At 52.4% G+C, this 21,271-nt stretch carries 25 protein-coding genes and 4 pseudogenes; 25 read left to right on the forward strand and 4 right to left on the reverse strand.

The features are described from left to right. Nucleotides 1-684: 684 nt before the first annotated feature. From ETG88_RS19405 to ETG88_RS19415, 3 genes and pseudogenes are all read right to left on the reverse strand, one after another. Nucleotides 685-1,956: a Y-family DNA polymerase gene (locus ETG88_RS19405; RefSeq protein ID WP_129036141.1), complete on the reverse strand. Its 1,272-nt coding sequence runs from the start codon at nucleotides 1,954-1,956 to the stop codon at nucleotides 685-687. Beyond that, a complete protein-coding gene (gene umuD, locus ETG88_RS19410; RefSeq protein ID WP_129036142.1) occupies nucleotides 1,956-2,378 on the reverse strand; it encodes a translesion error-prone DNA polymerase V autoproteolytic subunit in 423 nt (140 codons plus the stop codon). Before umuD ends, ETG88_RS19405 begins: the two co-directional genes overlap by 1 nt. 173 nt (nucleotides 2,379-2,551) lie before the next feature. Further along, nucleotides 2,552-2,989 (reverse strand): annotated as a pseudogene (locus ETG88_RS19415) (SOS response-associated peptidase family protein); the annotation flags it as partial. 122 nt (nucleotides 2,990-3,111) lie between these two features. Between ETG88_RS19415 and ETG88_RS22550 the strand changes: the two are divergent. The 12 genes and pseudogenes from ETG88_RS22550 (at nucleotide 3,112) to ETG88_RS19470 (ending at nucleotide 10,678) form a co-directional block, all read left to right on the forward strand. Further along, entirely contained in the window at nucleotides 3,112-3,264 is a 153-nt protein-coding gene (locus tag ETG88_RS22550) for a hypothetical protein (protein WP_233446139.1), read from the forward strand. Between the two features lie 72 nt (nucleotides 3,265-3,336). Further along, nucleotides 3,337-4,203, forward strand: a pseudogene (locus ETG88_RS19420) (RNA-guided endonuclease InsQ/TnpB family protein). A gap of 392 nt (nucleotides 4,204-4,595) precedes the next feature. After that, on the forward strand, nucleotides 4,596-4,862 hold the full coding sequence (locus ETG88_RS19425) for a type II toxin-antitoxin system TacA family antitoxin (RefSeq protein ID WP_114683611.1): 267 nt from the start codon (nucleotides 4,596-4,598) through the stop codon (nucleotides 4,860-4,862). Next, the gene (locus ETG88_RS19430) at nucleotides 4,850-5,335 is read left to right on the forward strand and encodes a GNAT family N-acetyltransferase (protein ID WP_129036144.1); all 486 of its coding nucleotides are present in this window, start codon (nucleotides 4,850-4,852) and stop codon (nucleotides 5,333-5,335) included. Before ETG88_RS19425 ends, ETG88_RS19430 begins: the two co-directional genes overlap by 13 nt. A gap of 203 nt (nucleotides 5,336-5,538) precedes the next feature. Continuing rightward, nucleotides 5,539-5,760 (forward strand): annotated as a pseudogene (locus tag ETG88_RS22485) (DUF5431 family protein); the annotation flags it as partial. Continuing rightward, nucleotides 5,708-5,827, forward strand: coding sequence for a type I toxin-antitoxin system Hok family toxin (locus tag ETG88_RS19435; protein WP_223156217.1), 120 nt, complete (start codon nucleotides 5,708-5,710; stop codon nucleotides 5,825-5,827). The pseudogene ETG88_RS22485 and the gene ETG88_RS19435, both read left to right, overlap by 53 nt. Before the next feature lie 975 nt (nucleotides 5,828-6,802). After that, nucleotides 6,803-7,201 carry an ammonia monooxygenase gene (locus tag ETG88_RS19440; RefSeq protein WP_129036145.1) on the forward strand — a complete coding sequence of 133 codons (399 nt, stop codon included), beginning with the start codon at nucleotides 6,803-6,805 and terminating at the stop codon, nucleotides 7,199-7,201. 56 nt (nucleotides 7,202-7,257) lie between these two features. After that, complete coding sequence (locus ETG88_RS19445; RefSeq protein WP_129036146.1) at nucleotides 7,258-7,614, forward strand: hypothetical protein; 357 nt, start codon at nucleotides 7,258-7,260, stop codon at nucleotides 7,612-7,614. Nucleotides 7,615-7,696: 82 nt separating this feature from the next. After that, nucleotides 7,697-7,966: a hypothetical protein gene (locus tag ETG88_RS19450; RefSeq protein WP_420890804.1), complete on the forward strand. Its 270-nt coding sequence runs from the start codon at nucleotides 7,697-7,699 to the stop codon at nucleotides 7,964-7,966. A gap of 44 nt (nucleotides 7,967-8,010) precedes the next feature. Next, on the forward strand, nucleotides 8,011-8,841 hold the full coding sequence (locus tag ETG88_RS19455) for an N-6 DNA methylase (protein ID WP_129036147.1): 831 nt from the start codon (nucleotides 8,011-8,013) through the stop codon (nucleotides 8,839-8,841). Nucleotides 8,842-9,565: 724 nt separating this feature from the next. Next, on the forward strand, nucleotides 9,566-10,330 hold the full coding sequence (locus tag ETG88_RS19465; protein ID WP_233446140.1) for an antirestriction protein: 765 nt from the start codon (nucleotides 9,566-9,568) through the stop codon (nucleotides 10,328-10,330). A 54-nt stretch (nucleotides 10,331-10,384) separates the two neighbouring features. Beyond that, nucleotides 10,385-10,678 (forward strand): DUF5983 family protein, encoded by a 294-nt coding sequence (locus tag ETG88_RS19470; protein ID WP_129036148.1) that lies wholly within the window; start codon nucleotides 10,385-10,387, stop codon nucleotides 10,676-10,678. Between the two features lie 52 nt (nucleotides 10,679-10,730). On the opposite strand, the gene ETG88_RS19475 is transcribed toward ETG88_RS19470, so the two are convergent. Next, entirely contained in the window at nucleotides 10,731-11,126 is a 396-nt protein-coding gene (locus ETG88_RS19475) for a transglycosylase SLT domain-containing protein (RefSeq protein ID WP_338091941.1), read from the reverse strand. Nucleotides 11,127-11,657: 531 nt separating this feature from the next. Here ETG88_RS19475 and traM point away from each other — a divergent pair. The 13 genes and pseudogenes from traM (at nucleotide 11,658) to trbI (ending at nucleotide 21,261) form a co-directional block, all read left to right on the forward strand. Next, nucleotides 11,658-12,035 (forward strand): conjugal transfer relaxosome DNA-binding protein TraM, encoded by a 378-nt coding sequence (gene traM, locus ETG88_RS19480; RefSeq protein ID WP_129036150.1) that lies wholly within the window; start codon nucleotides 11,658-11,660, stop codon nucleotides 12,033-12,035. A 401-nt stretch (nucleotides 12,036-12,436) separates the two neighbouring features. After that, nucleotides 12,437-12,586 (forward strand): hypothetical protein, encoded by a 150-nt coding sequence (locus ETG88_RS22320; RefSeq protein ID WP_164971820.1) that lies wholly within the window; start codon nucleotides 12,437-12,439, stop codon nucleotides 12,584-12,586. A gap of 614 nt (nucleotides 12,587-13,200) precedes the next feature. Next, nucleotides 13,201-13,398, forward strand: a complete 198-nt coding sequence (locus tag ETG88_RS19485) for a TraY domain-containing protein (protein WP_164971821.1) — start codon at nucleotides 13,201-13,203, stop codon at nucleotides 13,396-13,398. A 102-nt stretch (nucleotides 13,399-13,500) separates the two neighbouring features. Then, nucleotides 13,501-13,845, forward strand: a complete 345-nt coding sequence (gene traA, locus ETG88_RS19490; RefSeq protein WP_129036152.1) for a type IV conjugative transfer system pilin TraA — start codon at nucleotides 13,501-13,503, stop codon at nucleotides 13,843-13,845. A gap of 3 nt (nucleotides 13,846-13,848) precedes the next feature. After that, on the forward strand, nucleotides 13,849-14,154 hold the full coding sequence (gene traL / locus ETG88_RS19495; protein WP_129036198.1) for a type IV conjugative transfer system protein TraL: 306 nt from the start codon (nucleotides 13,849-13,851) through the stop codon (nucleotides 14,152-14,154). Nucleotides 14,155-14,168: 14 nt separating this feature from the next. Next, entirely contained in the window at nucleotides 14,169-14,732 is a 564-nt protein-coding gene (gene traE, locus ETG88_RS19500) for a type IV conjugative transfer system protein TraE (RefSeq protein ID WP_129036153.1), read from the forward strand. Beyond that, nucleotides 14,722-15,456: a type-F conjugative transfer system secretin TraK gene (gene traK, locus ETG88_RS19505; protein WP_129036154.1), complete on the forward strand. Its 735-nt coding sequence runs from the start codon at nucleotides 14,722-14,724 to the stop codon at nucleotides 15,454-15,456. Before traE ends, traK begins: the two co-directional genes overlap by 11 nt. Beyond that, the gene (traB, locus tag ETG88_RS19510) at nucleotides 15,456-16,826 is read left to right on the forward strand and encodes an F-type conjugal transfer pilus assembly protein TraB (protein WP_129036155.1); all 1,371 of its coding nucleotides are present in this window, start codon (nucleotides 15,456-15,458) and stop codon (nucleotides 16,824-16,826) included. Before traK ends, traB begins: the two co-directional genes overlap by 1 nt. 229 nt (nucleotides 16,827-17,055) lie before the next feature. Next, a pseudogene (locus ETG88_RS22660) lies at nucleotides 17,056-17,139 on the forward strand (TraR/DksA C4-type zinc finger protein); the annotation flags it as partial. A gap of 65 nt (nucleotides 17,140-17,204) precedes the next feature. After that, nucleotides 17,205-17,666 carry a hypothetical protein gene (locus ETG88_RS19520; RefSeq protein ID WP_164971822.1) on the forward strand — a complete coding sequence of 154 codons (462 nt, stop codon included), beginning with the start codon at nucleotides 17,205-17,207 and terminating at the stop codon, nucleotides 17,664-17,666. Nucleotides 17,667-17,687: 21 nt separating this feature from the next. Then, a complete protein-coding gene (gene traV, locus ETG88_RS19525; protein WP_129036158.1) occupies nucleotides 17,688-18,197 on the forward strand; it encodes a type IV conjugative transfer system lipoprotein TraV in 510 nt (169 codons plus the stop codon). A gap of 8 nt (nucleotides 18,198-18,205) precedes the next feature. Further along, nucleotides 18,206-20,800, forward strand: a complete 2,595-nt coding sequence (gene traC, locus ETG88_RS19530; RefSeq protein WP_129036159.1) for a type IV secretion system protein TraC — start codon at nucleotides 18,206-18,208, stop codon at nucleotides 20,798-20,800. Then, complete coding sequence (gene trbI, locus ETG88_RS19535) at nucleotides 20,797-21,261, forward strand: type-F conjugative transfer system protein TrbI (protein WP_233446141.1); 465 nt, start codon at nucleotides 20,797-20,799, stop codon at nucleotides 21,259-21,261. The genes traC and trbI overlap by 4 nt, the downstream gene beginning before the upstream one ends. Nucleotides 21,262-21,271 lie beyond the last annotated feature (10 nt).

Raw genomic sequence — 21,271 nt, forward strand, 5'->3', positions numbered from 1 at the left:
CACTCAACTGGGACCGTGGCCCCAGCCACCCAACTGGGACCGTGGCCCCAAATTTCTGCTGATTGGGAGAGAAGATCAGGCATCCGAGCTTCCATCAATGCCACAATTGCAACAGCAGAACAGACATTGAGGCGTATCTGCCCATTTTTCTCCGTGTACCTTTTCTATGTTTACGTACCGTCTGCCGGGTGCTGATTACACTATAATCTTCCTGGCCGTACAGAGAGAGCAAAGCTATCCGCAAGAAATTGTCCGCTTACCCCGGACTCAGTCGCCAGGGAAATCCAGATACTTCTGAGCCGTGATTAGATGGGTTTTCGTATTCATATGGATGAGGTTAGTGAACAACGTGCTATTACTTATGAAGAAAATGTATGATGTCAAAAGCATCTTGAACTTTACAGGCAAGCCCTTAAGTCAGGGCTTGCACAGAATCAAATGGATTCGCGTCTACCTTCGCAAATTTCTTCTTAACATAGTCGCCCGTTCTCTGTGGATGACTTCATCAGATTTAAGGCTGCTAACAGGCTCGAAGGCGAAGAAAGCATGTGTGTATAAATGAGGTAATCAACCATCTCAATTTAAAGCCTGGTGCCATATGAGGGGATGAGAAATGAATCTGATCATGTAAGCAACCTCGATCTGATAAAAAACCGAGGTCGACTCAACTCACTAGTTTTGAATCTACAGCCTTGCAGTTGGCAAATCTGCCCATCGGGTTGTATATGCAGGGCTAAGCATCGCTCGTTTCATCTGCCAGTCCGGGGCTATACCTCTGCCTGCAAACCATACTTTACCCATCCCAGAATGATTAATACCGTCCACGACTTTCATTAGTTGATTGCTGTTGCTCCGGGGCTGAGTATTATCGAACAGGTTCAGCTGTGAAACACCCGTAGGCGTGAAGTCATTTAACATACAGCCTGCCTTTGCATAGCGGTGTCCATTCACCCAGATCCGGTCCAGTGCCCTGACGGCTGCGGCAATAATGTCACGAGTATCCTGCGTGGGCGTCTGTAGCTTCTCACTGGCCAAATACCCGTAATACGGTTCATTCACAGCGAACGGTGACGTTTTCACAAACACGGCGATATGCCTGCAGAACTGCCTCTCACCCCGCAGTTTTTCAGCTGCACGCTCAGCGTACTGACAGACCGCCTGCCGCATAGCTTCATAAGTCGTGACTCGTTCCCCAAAGGATCTGCTGCAGACAATCTGCTGTTTCGGCGGGGGCGCTTCCTCCAGCGAAATACAGCTTTCTCCGTTGAGTTCCCGGACGGTCCTCTCCAGCACTACGTTGAAATTTTTCCTGATAAATACAGGGTTCGCGCGCGCCAGCTGCAGTGCTGTAGTGATACCCATTGTGCCCAGTTTCCTGGATAACCTGCGTCCAACTCCCCAAATTTCTTCCACCGGCTGTAGTGAGAGCAACTTCTCCGTTCGTTTTGGATTGTGTGGAGTCAGGGCAAGCACTCCGCCGAACTGTGGCCACTCTTTTGACGCCCATTGCGCGCTTTTAGCCAGCGTTTTAGTCGGCCCCATTCCGACACCAATTGTCAGTCCCGTTCCGGAGCGCACGTGCTCGCGCAACTGCCGGCCAAAGTCTTCAAAGTCGGTACAGCTGTCTATGCCGCAGATATCCAGAAACATCTCATCAATGCTGTATTGCTCCACGCGTGGGGCCAGTTCTTCCAGATGTGCCATGACCCGATTACTCATGCTAGCGTAAAGCTCATAATTGCTGGAGAACGTAATGACCGGCTCCGGGAATTGTGCCGTCTTTAGCTGGAACCAGGGGACGCCCATTTTGATGCCCAGCCGTTTCGCTTCGGCACTTCGCGCGATCACACAACCATCATTGTTACTGAGCACCACAACGGGCATCTTACGCAGGTCTGGACGAAACACTTTCTCGCAGCTGGCATAGAATGAATTTACGTCAGCGAGCGCAAACATCAGTTTGTACTCCGGGTCTTATGTATGAATGCCATCACAACGCCGAATATCTGCAGTTCTTCCGGATAAAGCGTGGGGTAGGCGGCGTTCATCGGCAGCAGGGCAATACGGGGCTTTATCTGCAGACGTTTTACTGTGAACTCACCATCTGTTTCCGCGATAACAATATCTCCCTGCATGGGTTTTTCGGCCTTATCGACGACCATCAAATCACCGGAGTGCAGGCCCATGTCTTTCATTGAATCACCAATGGCCCGAACAAAGTAGGTCGCGCTGGGGCGACGAATACAGTAGGCATTCAGATCCAGTTCATCTTCGGTATAGTCCGCAGCCGGTGACGGAAAACCAGCCGGACAGTGCTCTGTGAAAAGCGGGGCAGTGAACAGTGCTGGCTCAGATGCGGGAGTGACAAGAAGGATCATGGTATACCTCTTAAATTACCTGTGTTTATATACAGTATAATTTAAGATGTTTCCCGTCCTGCAAGAAGAATTTTACTTGTTTCTGCCAGGTTGTTGTTCTGGCGGATAAAACAGGCTCGGGGTTATCCACAGAAACGGCGCATAACCCCGTGAGTGGATGTCTGGTATGTCTGCTACGTCAGTGGTTCAATCAGTTCACGGCTCTGGTGCTTTGGATTGCCAACTGCCAGGCTGACGGGGTGCCATGTGAAGTCTTCAGAGGAAAGGCTGCCCTCACGGGCGATGTCTTCCGCTTCTTTACCGGCTGTGTTTTCTCTGAGCCATTTACGTGCGGTATTCGGTGAGAAGACTAGTGGGCGTCTGTCGTGAATGTTCAGCAATCCCTCATCTGCAGCTGCCGTGACGATCAGGAATCCTTCCTGGTCGTTGCCGTTCTCAAAAGGTCTTTTCCTGATGGCGGCGAGAAGTAGGGGATATCCGTCTTTACGGTGAATGAAAAACGGCTGATTTACACCGTTTTGCTGTACCCACTCGAACCAGCCGTCTGAAAATACAATGGCCCGACCGTGCTCCCAGAGTGGCCTGAACATCCGGCTACCGGCCGCTGTCTCACCAGGTCTTTTCGCGGGAAGCCCCGTCCTTTTAGGTCGGGGAGGCAGAGTGAACCGGGCGCAAGCCCGGTAATGATCCCCATCAATGAAAATCCACACAAAAACTGTATGTGTAGCCAGTGATGAACACGCAAACCAAGACACTATCTGTCAGCGTTAAAGACCGCCATGCCGCTGTATTGCGGCAGATGGCCTATGAGGTGAATCAAGTCTTTAATCTGGCAAACGAGATAACCAGCGAGGCCTATAGCAACGCGGGTGAGTCTGGTGCGTAAAAGCCGCAGTGGTTATCAGCCTTTGATGTTCAGAAGTTAACAGCAGGCATCCAGAAAGAGCGCGGCTGGCTTATCGGCAGCGCCACTGTTCAGGAAGTTATTGCCGACCACGGAAAGGCGCGGAAACAGTTTAAACGGTCAAAACTCCGCTGGCGTATCAGTGGGGGATCTAAGCGGTCTTTAGGCTGGATTCCGTTTAAATCCCGCGCCGCACAATGGCAAAACGGCGGCGTTAAATTCGCCGGACACTATTTCAAAATATGGGACAGCTTCGGTCTGAGCGGCTATAAATTCCGTGCCGGCTCGTTCTCAGAAGATAGCCGGGGGCGCTGGTACTTTAATATCTGCGTCCAGGTTGAAACCCAGCCCACAACGGCAAAAACTGCCGTAGGCGTGGACTTAGGGCTGAAAGACTACGCCACGCCATCCCACGGTGAAAAGCTGGCGCAGGGCAACTTCTACCGCGATTTAGAGCCAGTATTAGGGAAGGCGCAGCGGGCGCATAAAAAAGCCCGTGTACGTGCCATCCACGCCAAAATTAAAAACCGCCGCAAGGATGCCTTGCACAAATTCAGCACGGCGCTGGTAAACAGCAATGCGGCAATATTCGTAGGCAACGTGAGCGCCAGCAAGTTAGCCAAAACCAAAATGGCTAAAAGCGTTTTAGACGCTGGCTGGTCAATGCTCAAAACCCAACTGGAATATAAAGCGATAGCGCGGTCAGTGGTGTTTGAAGTCGTAAACGAAAGTTATTCCACTCAAGTTTGTTCGTGCTGCGGGTGTTTGCCCGCGAGTAGTCCGAAAGGTAGGGCAGGTCTTGAAATAAGATAATGGGTTTGTTGTGAGTGCGGAACCGCTCATGATCGCGACGTCAACGCCGCAAAAAACATTCTCGCGGCGGGGCATCGCCGTCTGGCTGCAGGAATCCCCGTCCTTTAGGGCGGGGAGGATGTCAAAAGTCCATTGATAACGCGCTGCCGTGCTTCAGGTGTAGAGGGGGTTGTACTCGGCGCTGGCAGACGATCGTTTTTGTGCCCTATTGGCCTATTCATATCGGATATCTCAACTCGGCTCTATCATCAATAAACCTACGTCCGGTTTCCAGACTGCAATCAATCCCTCTTACATATCATGTTCTAAGGTAGTGATACCCGCTGCGCCATCAAAGTATTGTTATATTTTGCTCGCAAAGATGGTTCTTCAACTTCCGCTTCTGGCACAAATCGGATATCAAAATTCTATGTATTAAAGAAGCAAAGCTGGTGTATAGCGTTTGCTATACATGCGAGTTGTGTTATCCTTGTATAGCAAATGCTATACAGGGGTGTTCTATGAAATCAGATGTTCAACTCAACCTTAGAGCCAAGGAATCACAGCGAGCGCTCATTGATGCCGCTGCGGAAATCCTCCACAAATCTCGCACAGACTTCATTCTTGAAATGGCCTGTCAGGCTGCCGAGAATGTGATCCTTGATCGTCGCGTCTTTAATTTTAACGATGAGCAATATGCAGAGTTTATCGATATGCTTGATGCACCGGTTACGGATGATCCCATTATCGACAAACTGCTGGCAAGGAAACCGCAGTGGGATGTGTAACAGCACCAGAACCTTTATCCAGTTTCCATCAGGTGGTGGAGTTTGTTAGCGGTGAAGCTGTGCTCGATGACTGGTTAAAACAAAGAGGTCTCAAAAACCAGGCACTCGGAGCTGCCCGAACGTTTGTTGTTTGCAAGAAAGACACCAAACAAGTGGCTGGTTTTTACTCTCTGGCCACTGGTAGCGTCAACCATGCAGAAGCAACAGGCAGTCTTCGACGTAACATGCCAGACCCCATTCCTGTCATTATACTAGCCCGTCTGGCTGTCGATCTCTCGTTTCATGGAAAAGGGCTTGGTGCTGATTTACTACACGATGCTGTACTCCGTTGCTATCGAGTTGCTGAGAATATCGGTGTACGTGCAATCATGGTTCACGCGCTTACGGAAGAAGCTAAAAATTTCTATATTCACCATGGTTTCAAGCCATCACAAACTCAGCAGCGGACATTGTTCCTAAAACTCCCTCAATAAATTTCGAAGGCCGTTACGTCCAAATCCATATGAGCGATAATTAGATGGAGCATCTAACGTAAAACCAAAAGGGGTTCCTTCACGAAAAGATGGCGAACAAGTTATTGCTGAAGCGGTGAAGTAAGAAACCAGCGGAATGGATAATTCGGTTGCGGAATTGGTTATTTAGATATATCGGAAACAAAAAAGAGCCCGTGTATCACATGGACTCTTTCTTTAATGCCTCGGGTATTCTGTCCAACTTTTTGGGGTCAGTACAACACGAGGCCATCTGCTTGATTCGACACCAACAGAATAGCCTCTTAGCTGCCGCAAGGCAAGGAGTAGAAGGCTATGAAATTGCCACGAAGTTCCCTTATCTGGTGCGTATTAATAGTGTGTCTCACACTATTGATATTCACTTACCTGACCCGGAAGTCGCTCTGCGAAATCCGTTACAGGGACACGAACAGGGAGGTGGCGGCTTTCATGGCCTACGAATCCGCTAAGTAGCCAGCCCCGGCGGGGGGAAACCCCGCCATTCAGGGGCTGATGATGTTGATTCTTGCCCTGAAGCGCCTTTATGAAGGGGCTGTCAGTTCGCTGGAAGCCCCTTTTTCCGCTTATAACAGGTACGTTCCATGCTTAATATCAATCTTGCATACCGGTATAAGTTTGTTCAGAGAGTAGTGGAGACTCTCGCACTGCTCAATGCTGTGGTTGTGCCTGCACTTGTAAGCTCCTTCATTTTTTTTCGGATTAACGGTATTCGCTATACCATTATTAGTTTCTTATTTGCGCCTGTTGTCATTTCTGTTGTCGTGTGGGGTATACATCGCCTGTATTCTGCGTCACTAAGATTAACGGGAGGGAATCGTATATTGTCCTGGGGTATCACCATATATATCGGCATTGTTGCTGAGGTTTTAGCGGCTATTGGTTTCTGGTCACTGCTGCAGGCTATGCTATCCAGGACCGTGTGATGCCTGGTTAACTTCTGTTCTGTTGAATATTTAATACCACGGGCGTCCGGGCGGGCTGTCATGCTTCGCACCGAGCCAGCAAGCTGTCTCTGCCCGGCCCCTCCGGGGCAGCGGGTTTCCATCCCATGATGCAACATCAACACCACGGCTTGCTCCGACCGTTCCGGTCAGGCCGCCTTCACCGCAGCTGCGATAAAACCGCACCTGCTCTTCTGTCCGGACCGCGATTCTCCTTCGTCGATTCCCGTTCCGGCGTGTGTGCATCCTCCCGCCCTCCGGCGAACCACTTCCCGTGGGTTCTGCGCGGAGGGCGTTTTCGTAGCACCGTCATCCGGGCGTCATCAAGGGGTGAAATGCACGTCGCCCAAAACTTTTCCCGGATGAGGCCCGAAAAAACTTTCCGTCGCCGCCCCTTGAGTGCCTTCCGGCCGCCGTTGCTACTTTGCCCTTGCCGCGAAGAACTCACCGGGAGATGGAAACATCACCAGACAAGGAGAAAACCAGAATGCACACACAGAACGTCAAAACCGCCGCTTCAGAATCTACCGGAAGATGGGGTACAGAACCGAAAACCCGTCTGGCCTGTGTCATTGCTGAGCAGCGCTCATATCTGACTGAGCTTTGCCAGGTGTGGAATCTGCAACTGTCAGAAGACGACGAAGCGGAAGAGGTCTGCAACATCCTCTGCGCCATGAGCAAAAACGTCTGGAACGAAGGTGTGCTCGACTGGATGCGTGACAAACCGCTTATGTCGTTTCATATCGTCCAGCCGTGGTTACAGGCCAGAGCCTGCGCGGTGCGTTTGTATGGTGAAACAGGCCTGGCGGCGTGGATGTTCGCTAATCAGAGCCTGAAAGATTGCATGGCTTTTGAGGACGCCATGATCCGAATGGATGCCTGTTAATCAGTATGACCCACGGCGGCAGGGGTTGCCGCCACCGATAACCAAAGGAGAAAACCATGCACTTACATCTGACTGAATCATCTGCCGTTTTAGGTATGAACGCGACCTGTGAGGCCGAGCGCGCCTACTGGCTGAGCCGCGAGAAAGCCGCTGTGTCTGCACCCGTTGAAATCGACGTGGTGAAATTTCACGAAGCGGCGGGACTGATGTACCCGATGAACTGGCGACACGATACCGCGCAGGACACGGAAACCTTCATGCTCGCGGAAATGTACTGCGGGAACGTCACCGAAATTTATGCGCGCTGCGGTCGTCGTTATTTCCGGATGCGCGACTACTGCAACACGAACCACGCCGACATTGTGAAGAAAGTTAAGGAGGTATTCAGCCCGAAAACCACAGGCCAGAAATGAAAAAAGCAGACTTTCGTCTGCTCTCTCACGCCGGATTTGTACGCGACCAAACGATGAATCCGGCCTCAACTAAAAGGAATCTATGATGAATCATTTCAGTGAAGTATCGATTGTTACACCGACGGCGCTGTATGTCCAGATGCTTGAGGCAGAAAACGCGCCCGTGAAAAAGCAGGTACGCATTAAGCGCAATGATATCGCGTCTGATGCACTCAGTCCGGAAATGCGGGCGCTGGGGCGTCATATCGCGCACTGTCGTAAAAAAGGGCGCTCAGTGCGTATTCCTGCCATGCGCGGGAGCGAGTGGGGGCATGTGTTGCGCACGCTGGAACTTAAGCGCGCGTGTAACTGATAACGGAGCCGCCCCTGACGGGGCGGCATTTCAGAGGAAGAACCATGTCACAACTGAGTTTTGCCAGCTTCTTTGATCAGGCGAAAGCGTCAGAACCCCACGCGCCGCAGCGGCCTGCCGTCATTCCTGCACAAAGTCTGACACCTGTCTGCCAGCGGTTAACCATTGATGAGGCGCGGCGGCAGTTTATCCGCGTGTTTAAGGACACCGCCCGCAACCTGCGCCGCTGGGATGTGTTCCGCGATTTCATCACGCTGGCGGCCAGTGAGCTTGATCTGGCGCGTATCAGGACACCGGAGAACATCGAGAGCAGCCGCGAGATTTGCGCGAAGTACGGCGAGAGCGATATAAAAAATTTGCATGAGCTTTTCGTCCTGATGGTCTGCGCACTGGAGGCCAAATTTCATGATTTTCTCGGCGCCATCTTCATGGAACTGGAGCTGGGCGACGACAGGAACGGGCAGTACTTCACCCCCTATCACGTCCAGTTGTTACTGGCGAAGCTGGTCTTGCCGGACGTTGAGCAGACGATACGGCGAGAAGGGTTTGTTACCGTCAGCGATCCGGCCTGCGGCGCTGCGGGGATGATCGTTGCATACGCGGAGATGCTTCTTGAGGCCGGTTATAACCCATCTGAGCAGATGTATGGCCATTGCATCGATATCGACCCGATCGCGGCGGATATGGCGTTTATACAGCTTTCTTTGCTGGGTATCCCTGCGGAAGTGGTCACGGGCAATTCGCTGACGCTGGAATGTAGCAGGGTGCGTTATACGCCTGTTTATTACATCAATAACTTTGAGAAACGACTGGATGATCAGCGGCGTTTCCGGACCATGCGCGAATTTATGCGCGGCATGACGGAGGCGGCGTAACCGGACGGGAGGGCAGGGGGATCACCCTGCCTTTTGCGCCGCGAAAACCCCACGCCCCTGCGGGGCGAACGAACAGGGCCGCGCTGACGCGCCGCCCTCCGTCGTTCTGTGTGTCCTGTATCTTCTTCTCTGTTACTGCCCCCTGCTGTTTATCCTCTGTCTGGTGTTTTTACTCCTGTTCTTTCTGGTACTCCTGCTTCTGCGGTGTGTTCTGGCGGGAAACACCTGAAAGGTCAGAACCATGGCCACCTTCGGCTCCCCGTCCGTTCCGGTCGGGTCGTCGAGCCCAACTGCGCCAGCCAGCTGCTGCGCACCTGACAGGCTCCGCCGAACCCGCAAGCGGTTTCGGGCTTACGCTATGGTCTGATTGCGAAGGTCAACACCTGCAGCCGGCTGGCGCCGGCGCGTTCACCGCTGCGGCGATAAACCTGCCGCAGCTCTTCGGGCCGGAACCGCAATTCGCCTCCCGGCGCTTTGCGTTCCGGACGTGTCCATACTCATCAGCCCCGGTAATCCCTGCTTCTGACGGTTCTCCGCGAAAGGACGTTTTGTCGCACCGGCCTGACTAAATACGAAGGGTGAAATGCACGCCGCCATAAACTTTTTGCAGGCAAAAACTTTCCGTCGTCGCCCTTGTATTTCGCCAGTCTGCCGTTGCGCCTTTGTCCCTGCCGCAACGAACTCGTCGAAAGATGGATATTAACCAGAGAGGGAGAAATACAGAATGCACACGCAGAACAATAAAACCGCCGCTGCTGAATCTGCCAAAAGATGGGATGGAAAAAAGAAAATCATAACGTCTGAGCAATTTAATGATCTGGTCTGCTACATCCTCGCCTGCGCTGAAAATCAGGCTCAGCCAGAATATTTCAGACTTCCTGAAGGTGCGGAAGCTTTTAGTCTGTCCTGCGATACTGATAATTCATCGGTAACGGTCTGGATGGTAAAAGGCTGGCCTCTGGCTGTACAAACTGAAACCGGTGAATTTACCTGTGTGCTGTCCGGTGAATCACGGATTAATACGCCGGAACTTCGCCTTATTGTGCCGGATGAAAACCGAATGCGTTATATCACTGAACTGTTTTTTACCCCACTCGGGGAAAGCATGGTGATGAACTGGCTGAGTCAGCACTCAGATTATGATGGCGGGTACTGGAATTATTTTGTTATACCGGAAGGTGCAGAGGGTAAAATTGCACCTCATACACATGCCAGATTGGAAACGACCGGATATATGGCCCCTGATTTTGACGGTACATACAAAATGTGCGTGCCGGGTAATTATTTCGAAGCAGACGTCAGCGCCGATGCTGCAGGAATAATTGCAACGCTGATGATCCTGAATGTCCTTTCATGGAAAGCGTCTGAAATGGGTGAGAAGTATGCGCGCACCTGTCAGCTCCTTGTCGAACGTCAGGATGCGCTAAAGGATTTTATCAGCATCATCAAACACCCCGAGGCGCATTTAATTTATCGCGCCATTGATTAAATTCAGTAACGCCGCTTCGGTGGTGTTAATTTCTGTTCAGGAAGGCCAACAAAAATGCTGATGAAACTGATTTTTTGCTCTACTGCCCATATGGAAAAAACGGACACTTTCGCGCTCAAGGATATCGCCTCCTGGGGTGAAAGTTATCCGTGGGTACTTGATACGACTTACGGTTATATTCTTGATATCGGTGGCGTGTCATATCCTTTATTGAAAATGAAGCGTGCCGGTCTGTCAAAGTCACTCAGAAAGTTTGTGTTTCACATGCAGCGTAAACATAAAGCGAACTATATTCATTTTGACTGTGATGCAAATCCGGTGGAGGGAGAAGATACGTTCGACTGGTGATTCCAACTGACGCGACTGCCTGGACTGAAATGTCAGCCAGGCTTTTTTTTTCCTAACGTTTAACTTTTATCCCTTCATAAATCTCCCTGACTTCCCCCGCATATTTCATCCGCTTCTTTTCCTGCTCCGTGTCGTTTTTGAAACCGGCATTGTACGCCCCCACGGCCCGCCATGAGTAACCCCAGCGTTTGAATGCAAAAGCGAGGTAGTACGCGCCGGTGTAGATATTCATGCAGACATCATTCTTTAAGTGCTCCGGTGTGATCCCGAACTGCGACAGGTGATTAAAGTTCTGAGAATGGATCTGCATTCTGCCTATTGAGTAACTGTCCGGTGAGACATAGTTCAGCGCATTATCGCGCCATGAAGATTCACGAAATGAAACCGCACGCAGCAGGTCAGGTTCTATTTTATAATCCCGTCCCGCCAGTTCATAACAGTCGGCCATAGCCCCTAACGGGAGCACTGATACCAGTAGTAAAACCGACCTGATGTTCATCCCTGATATTCCCTCTTTCACCGAAAAGTCGCATTTCGGCCATGTTACCCAAAAACAGATCTACTCGGAATACCCCTAGCCGACAGAGGGCCGCAATTACCTCAAGCCTGCTCTTTAGCCCGGAAAACCCCACACACCTCGCAAGCCTTCGCCTTGCATGATACGTGTTTAACTTCATTTACTTATACGCGATTTGAGCACTCTGTTTTTGCGGTTTTTTATTTAGCGGGAATCCACACCCATTCGTCATTGACTCCGAAAATAGTCGTCCTGTAGTCGTATGTGACTCTTTGTTTTCAGTCAGTTAGTTAGATGGAGTGGAGTCGGGAGTCGAATCCGAAAATTGAAAAAAATGGATTCCCTTTGACCTGCATCACGACTCCATCTTCAGAAACCAGGAATCTATGTCGACTCTCACTGATTTATTTTTATTAGATATTTCCAGAAACTACTTAATAAACGTCAATAAAGGAATTTCAGATGCCAAAGATTCAGGTTTACGTCAATAATGCTGCGCTTGATAAGATTAACGATATCGTTGAGGAGAAGCGGCAGGGTGGTGCATCCATGCAGGATGCGAGTATTTCCAGTACAGCTTCGATGCTTATTGAACTGGGTATTCGTGTTTACTGCATTCAGCTTGAACGGGGTCAGGGAGGGTTTAATCAGGCGGAGTTTAACCGCACCATGCTGGAATACATGGTTAAAACCAACAGCATATCTAACGAGCTGCTCAAGCTTGCCGTGAAAGGTAATTTATCGCAGGAAGAGATGATGCATATGAAACTACGTATTCGCGATCATGCTGCAACAGAACTGGAGCGCTTTTACCCGCAACTGGAAGATGATGAGGCATGATTCTTTATTATTTTATTCTTATTTTTGCTAATGGAACGACAGGAAATGTTTTAACAAAAATATTTTTGGAAGTATTTGATTTTTGGAATTAAGAAAGCAAATTTTGAATGGTTCGTTTAGTTGTCGTTGATGTTTTTAATGTTCGAAAATGAATGGGTTGATTAGCGTCAAATTTTGATTTATTGATATTGTAAAAACAGGTGAAATTGCGTTTTAAAATATAGTAATTGAGTACGTGTTTAGTATAATGAAGTCAGCCTAAGTGAAACTGAAAGGAGAATTAACTTAAAGGGGATATTAATTTATAGGATATGAATTTTAAAAAATCGCGGTAGAAAGGGCGGCAACCCAGACTACCGCTGACCACCAATAACCTGTGACTGTTTACAGAGGAGGTTTCGATGGCTGTCGTCGATCCTACAAAAAAAGAACAACTGCGCAAGCTTTTTCCTGAACTAAATGAACGGGATTTAGATTTTTTGATTGCATTATCTCTAATGAATATAGAACACCTCAAAAGGAGTCATGAAAAGGTCAGGCCTGTTACTTAGTTGAACAATGGTCATTCATTAAACAATAAGTAGTCATGGAAAAGGCACCTTCAGGTAGCTTAGGCCATGAATAGGTTAATCTTTTCATGGAGGTTGGGATGCAGGATGTAGACCCTACTACAAAAGAGAAAGTTCGAAAACTATTCCCTGAACTTACTGATATGCAGTTTGAGATCCTTCTTCTTTTCTCGTTCCTGTCGTCAAGGACAGTTATAGCTTCAAAGCGTGGGATATCTAAACAGGCTGTATCAAAGGCATTGAAGGAATGCTGTGAGCAATATGAGGTTCCTAAAGCAGAAGATCTAAGGCCATTGTTTCTACTTAAGCTTGGCTTGTCACATTTGTAACAAACATAAGGCACCGTAAGGTGCCTTTTCTGTCTGAATTGCCTTAAACCCCATTCAGTTGTGTCTACTTTGGTAGAATAAAAGTGTTCTTTTTATGACCTGAAAACATTGATTTTTATCAATTCTTGGTTGACGGATAATTCCGATTGAGTGCTTTTTTTTCAATAAATTCAATGGATAAAAAATATTTTCGGTAGTGTCGTGAGTCAACTATCCAAACGCAATTTGATCTATATAATTTTCCACATGAACACTAAGGAGTTAAAAATGACTGACATTGAATATAAGCCTCGCTCTCCAGGAAAGAACGTAACCGTGTTTCTTAATGGTGATGTGAACGATGATTTAGTTCGTAGTGCAAAAGCGGGCAAGCGCAGTAAAACTAAAGAACTGATACTTCGTGTTAAGCACCACCTTGAACTATTCCCTGAACTTCCACCGGAGGCTCTGCCTGATACTTATTAAGTTGATCGCTACAGGATCATATCTTTAATGATTCTGTGTCGGTATGACTTACTTTATTGTCTGCCGCTTTTGAAAATTTAAAATCGTCAAAGAGGAATTTTTATGAAATTGGCTTCAATGACCAAAGGGATTTCTGCGTATTCAAATAAGGCATGGGGTTATCTGAAAGAAACGTATCGACGCCATAAAGCGTCTGTAGCGTTACTGGCAATTATGGCGGCTGCGCCATCCATTGCGAATGCTGCCGGCGGAACTGATTTACTCGCCAGCGGTAAAGACGATGTGGTTTCCACCTTCGGTGCTGATTCACTGGTAATGATGTGCGTCATCATTGCTGAAATTATTGTCAGTATCGGGATGTACATCAAAACCAAGAACCTGATGGTCCTGATGGGCCTTGCGGTGGTGATTATTTTCACTACCGTCGGTTTTTCCTTCGTGAGCTAAATGATGGAGGGAAACCATTTAGATAAATACCGTTTCCCGAAAACCCTGTCAGAGCAGACCCGTATTCTGGGTCTGCCTCTTGATGAATTTATTCCCGCCGCAGTTTTTGGCGGGATTTTAATGCTCAACAAGAGCTACATGTTCGGCATGGTTGTTGCCGTCGTGTTGTGGCAGTTAATTCGAACAGCGAAGCGCGGAAAGAGCAGTAAGTGGTTATATAACTGGTGCTACTGGTATTTACCCATCGAACTGCTGCGCGTCGTTTACAAACTTATTCCTGATTCGAGTTACCGGAAATGGATTAAATAGCGGCAGGGACTTCTATGCACATTTCGGCCCGTAATAACACCACCCGACTGGTGTCCTTCATTATCGGCGGTCTTATCCTTCTCATCTTTATTCTGGCTGTCGCCGTGGCGCGCATGGCATTCACCAACATCGACCTTATTCACAAGCGTCCGGTGATCGTGACCCCCATGCAGTACAACGCACCGTTCTCGGTCTCAGAAACCAAAGCTGATGCGGACTACCTTCGCATGATGACCCTGTCATTCCTGGCCCTGCGCCTGAATGTGTCCCCTGAAACGGTGGACATGAACCATGAGTTCCTTCTCTCCTACGTCAAAACGGAATCCCTACAGGACTTCACCAGCGTACTGGCTGATGAGTCTAAACGTATCAAGGATAATAGCGTGAACTCCGTGTTCTACCAGACTGACATCACGGTCTATCCGGCGAACGGTCGGGTCGATATCCGTGGCGTGCTGAAGACCTGGATCGGGACCGCGCGCCCTGAAACGGAAATCAAGCAGTTCCGTCTTGACCTGGAATACCACAACGGGCTGACCCGCATTGCCCGCTTCGTGGAGGTCAACAATGAAAAGTAACCTGATGGTGGTCTGTGTCGCCGCCGCACTGAGCGTGTCGCTGCCTGTACAGGCCAGTGCCAGTGCGCTACCGGCAGGCACGCTCACCCTCCCGCAGAACGGTCAGTTCACGCTGTCCGTCAGTGCCACCAATCCCAACATGATCCACATCCCGGGCGACGTGGTGTCGGCTATTTCCGGGCCTGCAGGCACGCTGACGGACAAGCGCCTGACCTCATCAGGTGCGGTGGTCTTCACGGCTGTCACCGACAAGCCCTTCACGTTCTACGTGGAAACCCGCAAGGGACAAACCTTCCCTGTTGCGGCCACGCCGGTAAAAGGGCAGGGGAAGGTCTACCGTTTGCTGGGTGATATGCCGGTCAGCACCCCTGAGGCGAAAGCCTGGGAAACTGCACAGCCGTACGAATCGCTACTGCTGTCGCTGAACAACCAGGCAATGAAGTCCGCCCTGCCTGACGGCTATACGCCGGTGAAACCTGACGTTGCCGGTATTACCGTTCCGTCTCGCCTCCAGGCCGTCGCCGAGCAGGCCTGGACGGGGCACGCCCTTCGCATTGACCGCGTGCGCATCACCAATCCACACAGCTACGGTGTTGCCCTGCGTGAACAGGACTTCTGGGCACGCGGTGTGCGCTCGGTGATGTTCGACAGCCAGGCCAGCACACTGATGGCGGGCGCTACCCTGCGTGTCTTCATCATCCGTGATGCGGAGGGGCAGCCCTGATGGCCAACGTTAACAGAGCGGTACGTAAGAAGCAGGTCGCGTTACTGGTGGCCATTGCGCTCGGGATGGGGGCCAGTGGGGCCGGCGCCTGGTATTTCACTAACCTGAGCGCGAAGAAGTCGAAGACGGTTGTTGCTCCGCGTGAACCCGCGCCCGACATGACGGGGGTGGTGAATCACACCTTCGATAACAAGGTACAGAAATCCGCCATCGCGGAAGCGCAGAACCTCAACAAGCAGACCCAGAAAGACCTGAAGAGCCTCCGTGCTGAAATGCAGATCCTGTCGAAAGATCTCAAAAGCAGCCAGGCCCGCATCGGAGAGCTGGAAGGGGATAACAAACTGCTTCAGACCCAGCTTGAGGAGTACGGTAAAAATCCCGGGACGGGAGTCAACGGGGAGCCGTTCCCTGGGGGGACACCTGCAGGTGCTCAGTCAGGGGGGAACGGTGCCGTTCCGCCGCCGACATCCTTCTGGCCTGCTGGCGGCGGCGCAGGACAGCCTGCCGCCCCGGTTTATGCGCCAGTGGTACGTGAGGGTGCGCTGGATATTACCGCTTTTGATAACCCCGCAGATCTGATCACTAAACCGAAGTTCCCGTGGATTCACTCGGGCAGTTTTGCTGAAGCCATCGTTATCGAAGGGGCGGATGCCAATGCCTCCGTCACCGGCAATAAAAACACCGTCCCGATGCAAATCCGTCTGACCGGCAAGGTGCAGATGCCAAACGACCGTGAATACGATCTGAGAGGGTGCTTTGTGACGCTTGAAGCCTACGGTGACGTGTCCAGCGAGCGCGCTGAGGTGCGTACCCGTTCGATCAGCTGCGAGATAGGCGAAGACACCATCGACCAGAAGATCGCCGGTCACGTCGGCTTTATGGGCAAGAACGGTATCAAGGGTGAGGTCGTCATGCGTAACGGCCAGATCCTGCTGTATGCCGGTACTTCGGGCTTTATCGACGGTATCGGGAAGGGGATCGAAAGTGCTTCATCCACGTCCGTGGGCGTGGGCGCGACGGCAAGCCCGAGCGCGGCCGACATCATCGGTTCGGGCGTTGGCGGAGGCACCGGCTCCGCGGCCAAAACCCTCTCTGATTACTACATCAAACGTGCCGAGCAGTATCACCCTGTGATCCCGATTGGCGCCGGGAATGAAGTGACGCTTGTGTTCCAGGACGGCTTCCAGCTGGAAAGCGTGCAGGAGCTGACGGCGAAGAAGGCAAAGCGCACATCCGCGCAGCAGGCTCCACAGCCTGCGGCCCCGCATCAGCCCTCCCTGCAGTCCTCGACCACTGAAATGCTTAAAAACCTCGGCGATTTCCAGCTGGGGGATGCCGTTGCACCCGTACCGGACGCCGCGGCGCAGTAACCCTTAACTCAGGCTGCTGAACGCAGCCACCACAATCCGGAGCTGTCGGTGCCCTGAAAGACGTGAAAGGGATGGGCGGTAGCGTGTCCGGACGTATCAGAAGGAAGAGAGTATGTCGGATGTACTGGACAACATGCAGGAGCGCATGGCGCTTCTGAACGAGCTGCAGGAGCAGACGCTGCTGGCGTCAGCGACGCAGAGTCTGAAAGACAGCGCCCGGGAATGCGGGTGCGGCAACGCTATCCCGGAGGAGCGTCGTCATGCTCTACCGGGCGTCACCACCTGCGTGGACTGCCAGTCTGCGCGTGAGAAGGGGCTTAAGTGCCAGGGATTCAGCCTGTCCCGCCGTTTTGCGGGATTCGGCAGCGGGGCTGGCCAGTGAAAGCCTCTCTGGTGCGTCATATCGAGTCGTATGGCCATGGTGAGTTGATGGCATTTCGTCGTGAGCTTGAGCGTCTTCGTGCTGACGTGTTGTATCACGCCACTCATCGGAACATGCCGCTGCCGCGCCAGCGGCTGGCCCTGCAGTGCGGGGTATTCGCCGGACTTGTCAGTATTGCCGTGAGTGCGCCGTTACTGGTCTGTCTGGGCGCAACACTGACGGCAGTCGGGCTGGTTCTGCGCTACTCCACCCGCCCGGCAAACCGCCTGGACTGGATGCTGTCGCTGATTGATTCACTGGATATTCCTGTCGGTGGCTACATGGAAGTCTATCGTGACCCGGCCATTCTGGCCCATCCGTACCCCGAAGACGCCCTGGTGCATTGCGCTGCTCAGGAGCTGATGCTCATCCAGCAACTGCTTGAGAAAAAGAGCGCGCCCACGGCCTTTCCTGCCTGACTTTCTGAAGGAATTTAATCAATGAAAATCTTCATTCTGCCTGCCGTAGCAGGCGCCCTTTTGTTAACTGGCTGTGCCGGAGTCAAGAGTGACTTCGACTGCGATGCCACCACGTCCGACCGCTGTATGACCATGAGCCAGGCCAACCAGCTGGCACGCGATAAAACCGGCAGCGATGCGCCGGGAAAGCCGGCTGCGGGCGCAGCGCGTTCCCCGGCTGAACTGCCGCGTACCGTGCCGGTCGTGTCCTCGCAAAATGTGCCCGCGCAGTCGGTACCGACCACCACGCCTCCGGCCATCACATCCGCGCCGTCTGCGCCGGTGAGTTCGGAAGCGTCGGTAAATACGCTGTCCTGCAACACCGTGCGCTGTGACGGCGCCGGTTCGGTGCGCGCGCAACGTGCGGGGGAACAGATTGCCACGGTCTGGGTGGCCCCCTGGATCGACAGCAGCGATGCCTTTCATCAGCCCGGGCGTATCTCGTTTGTGACCAGCGGTCCGGAGTGGGTTATGCCTGCGCGAATTAACTGAGGCCCGTGATGAAAGAGATATTTAACATTCTGGGTAAGCTGGCGTCTGCTGCGAAAGAGAAAGACGGTGCGGCGCAGATGCAGCAGAGTCTGGCCAGCATGGACTTCCCGCAGCTGACCAGCGTGCTGCCCTACCGCGACTACGACAAAGAGTCCGGCCTGTTTGTGAACCGCAAGACGGTTGGCTTTCTGCTGGAAGCGACGCCGCTTATCGGGGCTAACGAGCAGATTGTGCAGGTGCTGGAAGACATGGTGAAGAGCAAGCTGCCGCGCAAAACCCCCATCGCGTTTCACCTGGTGGCGTCCAAGGTCATTGGCGAGCAGATGGATGAGGGGCTGTCGCAGTTTCGCTGGGAGGGAGAGCACGCGGAGAAGTTTAACCACATCACCCGCGCCTACTATCAGCGCGCCGCGCAGCTGTCGTTTAACAATCCGCCCCGCCTGCCGCTGACCCTGCGCGACTATCGCCTGTATATCTCGTACGCGGTGAAGGCAAAGAAGAACAGCGCGTCGGTGATGACCGAAATCACCCATACCATGAAGGTGCTGCGCGCGTCCCTCGATGCGGCAAAAATCCAGACGCAACCCGCCGATCCGCAGGGGCTGGTCAACCTGGTCAGCTCGATGATTAACCATCGTCACGATCAGCTGTATGCGAAGCCGGTGAAGGTGGGGGAGTACGATGAGTTCCATCAGCGCTGCGTTGAGCAGTCCATTGACCTGGAAGTGATGCCGGACCACGTTCTGATTAACCTGGGCAAGCCGGGGACGAAGGACGTGACCTCGACGCGCGCCATGAACTTCATGATGGAGCATAACCCGGACATTTTCCTGCTGTGGATGGGGGGGGACAACCTCGCTAACCTGCTGCATCCGGACCTGAGCATCTCCAGCCCGTTTGTGATCACCTTCGTGATGGAGGCGGAAGAGCAGACGGCCTCGCAGGGGGAAGCGACCCGCAAGTACATGGACAGGGACAAAAAGGCCAACTCCGCCTACGCGAAGATGTTCCCGGCCGTGACCAAACAGGCGAAGGAGTGGAAAGAGATCCGGGAGCGCCTGAACAGCAATGAAACCTGCCTGGTGCGCTACTACTTTAACGTCACGGCGTTCTGCCCGGATGAAGACGAGGCGGCGCTGGTCTGCGAACAGCAGGTGATCAACACCTTCAAGAAGAACGGTATTGAGCTGATTTCTCCGGACTATATGCAGTTCCGCAACTGGATGGCCATGCTGCCGTTTATCCATGCCGAAAACCTGTGGGATGACATCAAAATGGGCGGGGCGACCTGCCGCGCTGAAAGTTGCCAGGTCGTGAATCTGGCGCCGGTGGTGGCGGATAATCGCCTGTGTCCGGGCGGGCTGCTGACGCCATCGTACCGTAACCAGCTGGCGTTCCTGGATATCTACGGCGACGGGATGGGGAACACCAACTACAACATGGCGGTGAGCGGTACCTCCGGTGCGGGCAAGACCAACCTGGTGCAGCCGATCCTGCGCAGCGTGCTGGAGTCCGGCGGCATTGGCTGGGTGTTTGATATGGGGGATGGCTACAAGTCCTTCTGCGAGAACGTGGGCGGGGTGTACCTCAAGGGCTCCAACCTCAAGTTCAACCCGTTTGCCAACATCAGCAACATCAACACCTCTGCTGAACGTATTCGCGACCAGCTGGCGGTGCTGGCCAGCCCCAACGGCAACCTTGATGAAGTGCATATGGAACTGCTGCTGGGCGCGGTGAAGCGTGCGTATGACGACAAGCAGAACAAGGCCCGTATTGATGATGTCGTCGTTCAGATGCGTGCTGCGCGTGAAGAGTACATGCAGCAGAATGCCGCCACCATCGCCAGCCGCCTTGATGAGGTCATTACCCTGCTGGGCAAATACTGTCAGGGCGGCGTTTACGGCGAATACTTTAACAGCGATGAACCGTCACTGAGCGACGACGCGCGCTTTGTGGTGCTGGAGCTGGGCGATCTGGATGACAAACCCGATCTGCTGATTGCGGTGATGTTCTCACTCATTATCTACATCGAGGACAAGATGTACCGCACGCCCCGCAGCATGAAGAAGTGCTGCACCATCGATGAGGGCTGGAAGCTGCTCAACTTCAAAAACGACAAGGTCGGCCAGTTTATCGAGACCGGCTATCGCACCGTGCGCCGCCATATGGGGGCCTTTATCACCATCAGCCAGAACATCAAAGACTTTGACGCGGATGAGGCCTCTGCAGCGGCCAAAGCCGCCTGGGGTAACTCTTCGTTCAAGGTGATCCTCAAGCAGGACGCCTCCGAGTTCAAGGCCTACAACCAGAAGCGACCCAACCAGTTCAGCGAGATGGAGCGCGACATCATCAGCAAGTTTGGTGACGCCAAGCGCCAGTGGTTCAGCTCTTTCATGCTGCGCATCAACGACACCTGCAGCTTCCACCGTCTTTTCGTCGATCCGCTCAGTCGCGCCATGTTCAGCTCGCAGGGTAAGGACTTTGAGTTCATCCAGCAGCGGCGGGCGGAGGGGGTGGGCATTCACGATGCGGTGTACGAACTCGCCTGGCGTAACTTCCCTGAAGAGATGCTGGAACTTGAAAACTGGGAGATGGCGGCATGAGTGACGTTATTAATGATAAGGGCAACGAAATGGAAAACAACGCATTAACGACAGAACAGGCTAATGGAGATATCAGCGCAGCCAAACGGCCGCTGACCCGCCGACAAAAGGCGAAGCGCCAGTGCCTGCGTAATCTCGCCCTGGTGGTGCTGGCCGTCACCGCGCTGAACGCTGCCGTGACCTCGGCCATGATCTCATGGCGTGCCCCGGCCATCGTGTCCTTCGACATGAAGACCACCATCGACCGGTTTACCGAACAGGCTATCGATCGCGAGCTGAAAGAGGGAGAACTGGAGCTGCTGACCAGCCGTTTCACGTACTCGCTGAATCAGGCCCTGACAGACTATCAGGCGCGCCATTCCGCCCTGATTCTGGTGAAGCCAGCGGTTGTATCAGGCGTGCTGGATATCACTACCGAAATCCAGGGCGACATCAGCCACCGCATGGCTGAGTGGCCATGAATGGAGAGAG

It is taken from the genome of Lelliottia nimipressuralis (assembly GCF_004115925.1).
Taxonomy (GTDB): domain Bacteria; phylum Pseudomonadota; class Gammaproteobacteria; order Enterobacterales; family Enterobacteriaceae; genus Enterobacter; species Enterobacter nimipressuralis.

What these genes read in the sequence shown, in the direction of transcription:
- ETG88_RS19445 (WP_129036146.1), top strand. Translation starts at nt 7,258, where the DNA reads ATGCACTTACATCTGACTGAATCATCTGCCGTTTTAGGTATGAACGCG.
- traC (WP_129036159.1), top strand. Translation starts at nt 18,206, where the DNA reads ATGAAAGAGATATTTAACATTCTGGGTAAGCTGGCGTCTGCTGCGAAA.
- ETG88_RS22320 (WP_164971820.1), top strand. Translation starts at nt 12,437, where the DNA reads ATGGCTGTCGTCGATCCTACAAAAAAAGAACAACTGCGCAAGCTTTTT.
- traK (WP_129036154.1), top strand. Translation starts at nt 14,722, where the DNA reads ATGAAAAGTAACCTGATGGTGGTCTGTGTCGCCGCCGCACTGAGCGTG.
- ETG88_RS19405 (WP_129036141.1), bottom strand. Translation starts at nt 1,956, where the DNA reads ATGTTTGCGCTCGCTGACGTAAATTCATTCTATGCCAGCTGCGAGAAA.
- ETG88_RS19440 (WP_129036145.1), top strand. Translation starts at nt 6,803, where the DNA reads ATGCACACACAGAACGTCAAAACCGCCGCTTCAGAATCTACCGGAAGA.
- ETG88_RS22550 (WP_233446139.1), top strand. Translation starts at nt 3,112, where the DNA reads ATGAACACGCAAACCAAGACACTATCTGTCAGCGTTAAAGACCGCCAT.
- traE (WP_129036153.1), top strand. Translation starts at nt 14,169, where the DNA reads ATGCACATTTCGGCCCGTAATAACACCACCCGACTGGTGTCCTTCATT.
- ETG88_RS19455 (WP_129036147.1), top strand. Translation starts at nt 8,011, where the DNA reads ATGTCACAACTGAGTTTTGCCAGCTTCTTTGATCAGGCGAAAGCGTCA.
- traA (WP_129036152.1), top strand. Translation starts at nt 13,501, where the DNA reads ATGAAATTGGCTTCAATGACCAAAGGGATTTCTGCGTATTCAAATAAG.
- traV (WP_129036158.1), top strand. Translation starts at nt 17,688, where the DNA reads ATGAAAATCTTCATTCTGCCTGCCGTAGCAGGCGCCCTTTTGTTAACT.
- traM (WP_129036150.1), top strand. Translation starts at nt 11,658, where the DNA reads ATGCCAAAGATTCAGGTTTACGTCAATAATGCTGCGCTTGATAAGATT.
- ETG88_RS19450 (WP_420890804.1), top strand. Translation starts at nt 7,697, where the DNA reads ATGATGAATCATTTCAGTGAAGTATCGATTGTTACACCGACGGCGCTG.
- ETG88_RS19465 (WP_233446140.1), top strand. Translation starts at nt 9,566, where the DNA reads ATGCACACGCAGAACAATAAAACCGCCGCTGCTGAATCTGCCAAAAGA.
- traB (WP_129036155.1), top strand. Translation starts at nt 15,456, where the DNA reads ATGGCCAACGTTAACAGAGCGGTACGTAAGAAGCAGGTCGCGTTACTG.
- ETG88_RS19425 (WP_114683611.1), top strand. Translation starts at nt 4,596, where the DNA reads ATGAAATCAGATGTTCAACTCAACCTTAGAGCCAAGGAATCACAGCGA.
- trbI (WP_233446141.1), top strand. Translation starts at nt 20,797, where the DNA reads ATGAGTGACGTTATTAATGATAAGGGCAACGAAATGGAAAACAACGCA.
- traL (WP_129036198.1), top strand. Translation starts at nt 13,849, where the DNA reads ATGGAGGGAAACCATTTAGATAAATACCGTTTCCCGAAAACCCTGTCA.
- ETG88_RS19475 (WP_338091941.1), bottom strand. Translation starts at nt 11,126, where the DNA reads ATGGCCGACTGTTATGAACTGGCGGGACGGGATTATAAAATAGAACCT.
- ETG88_RS19470 (WP_129036148.1), top strand. Translation starts at nt 10,385, where the DNA reads ATGCTGATGAAACTGATTTTTTGCTCTACTGCCCATATGGAAAAAACG.
- umuD (WP_129036142.1), bottom strand. Translation starts at nt 2,378, where the DNA reads ATGATCCTTCTTGTCACTCCCGCATCTGAGCCAGCACTGTTCACTGCC.
- ETG88_RS19485 (WP_164971821.1), top strand. Translation starts at nt 13,201, where the DNA reads ATGACTGACATTGAATATAAGCCTCGCTCTCCAGGAAAGAACGTAACC.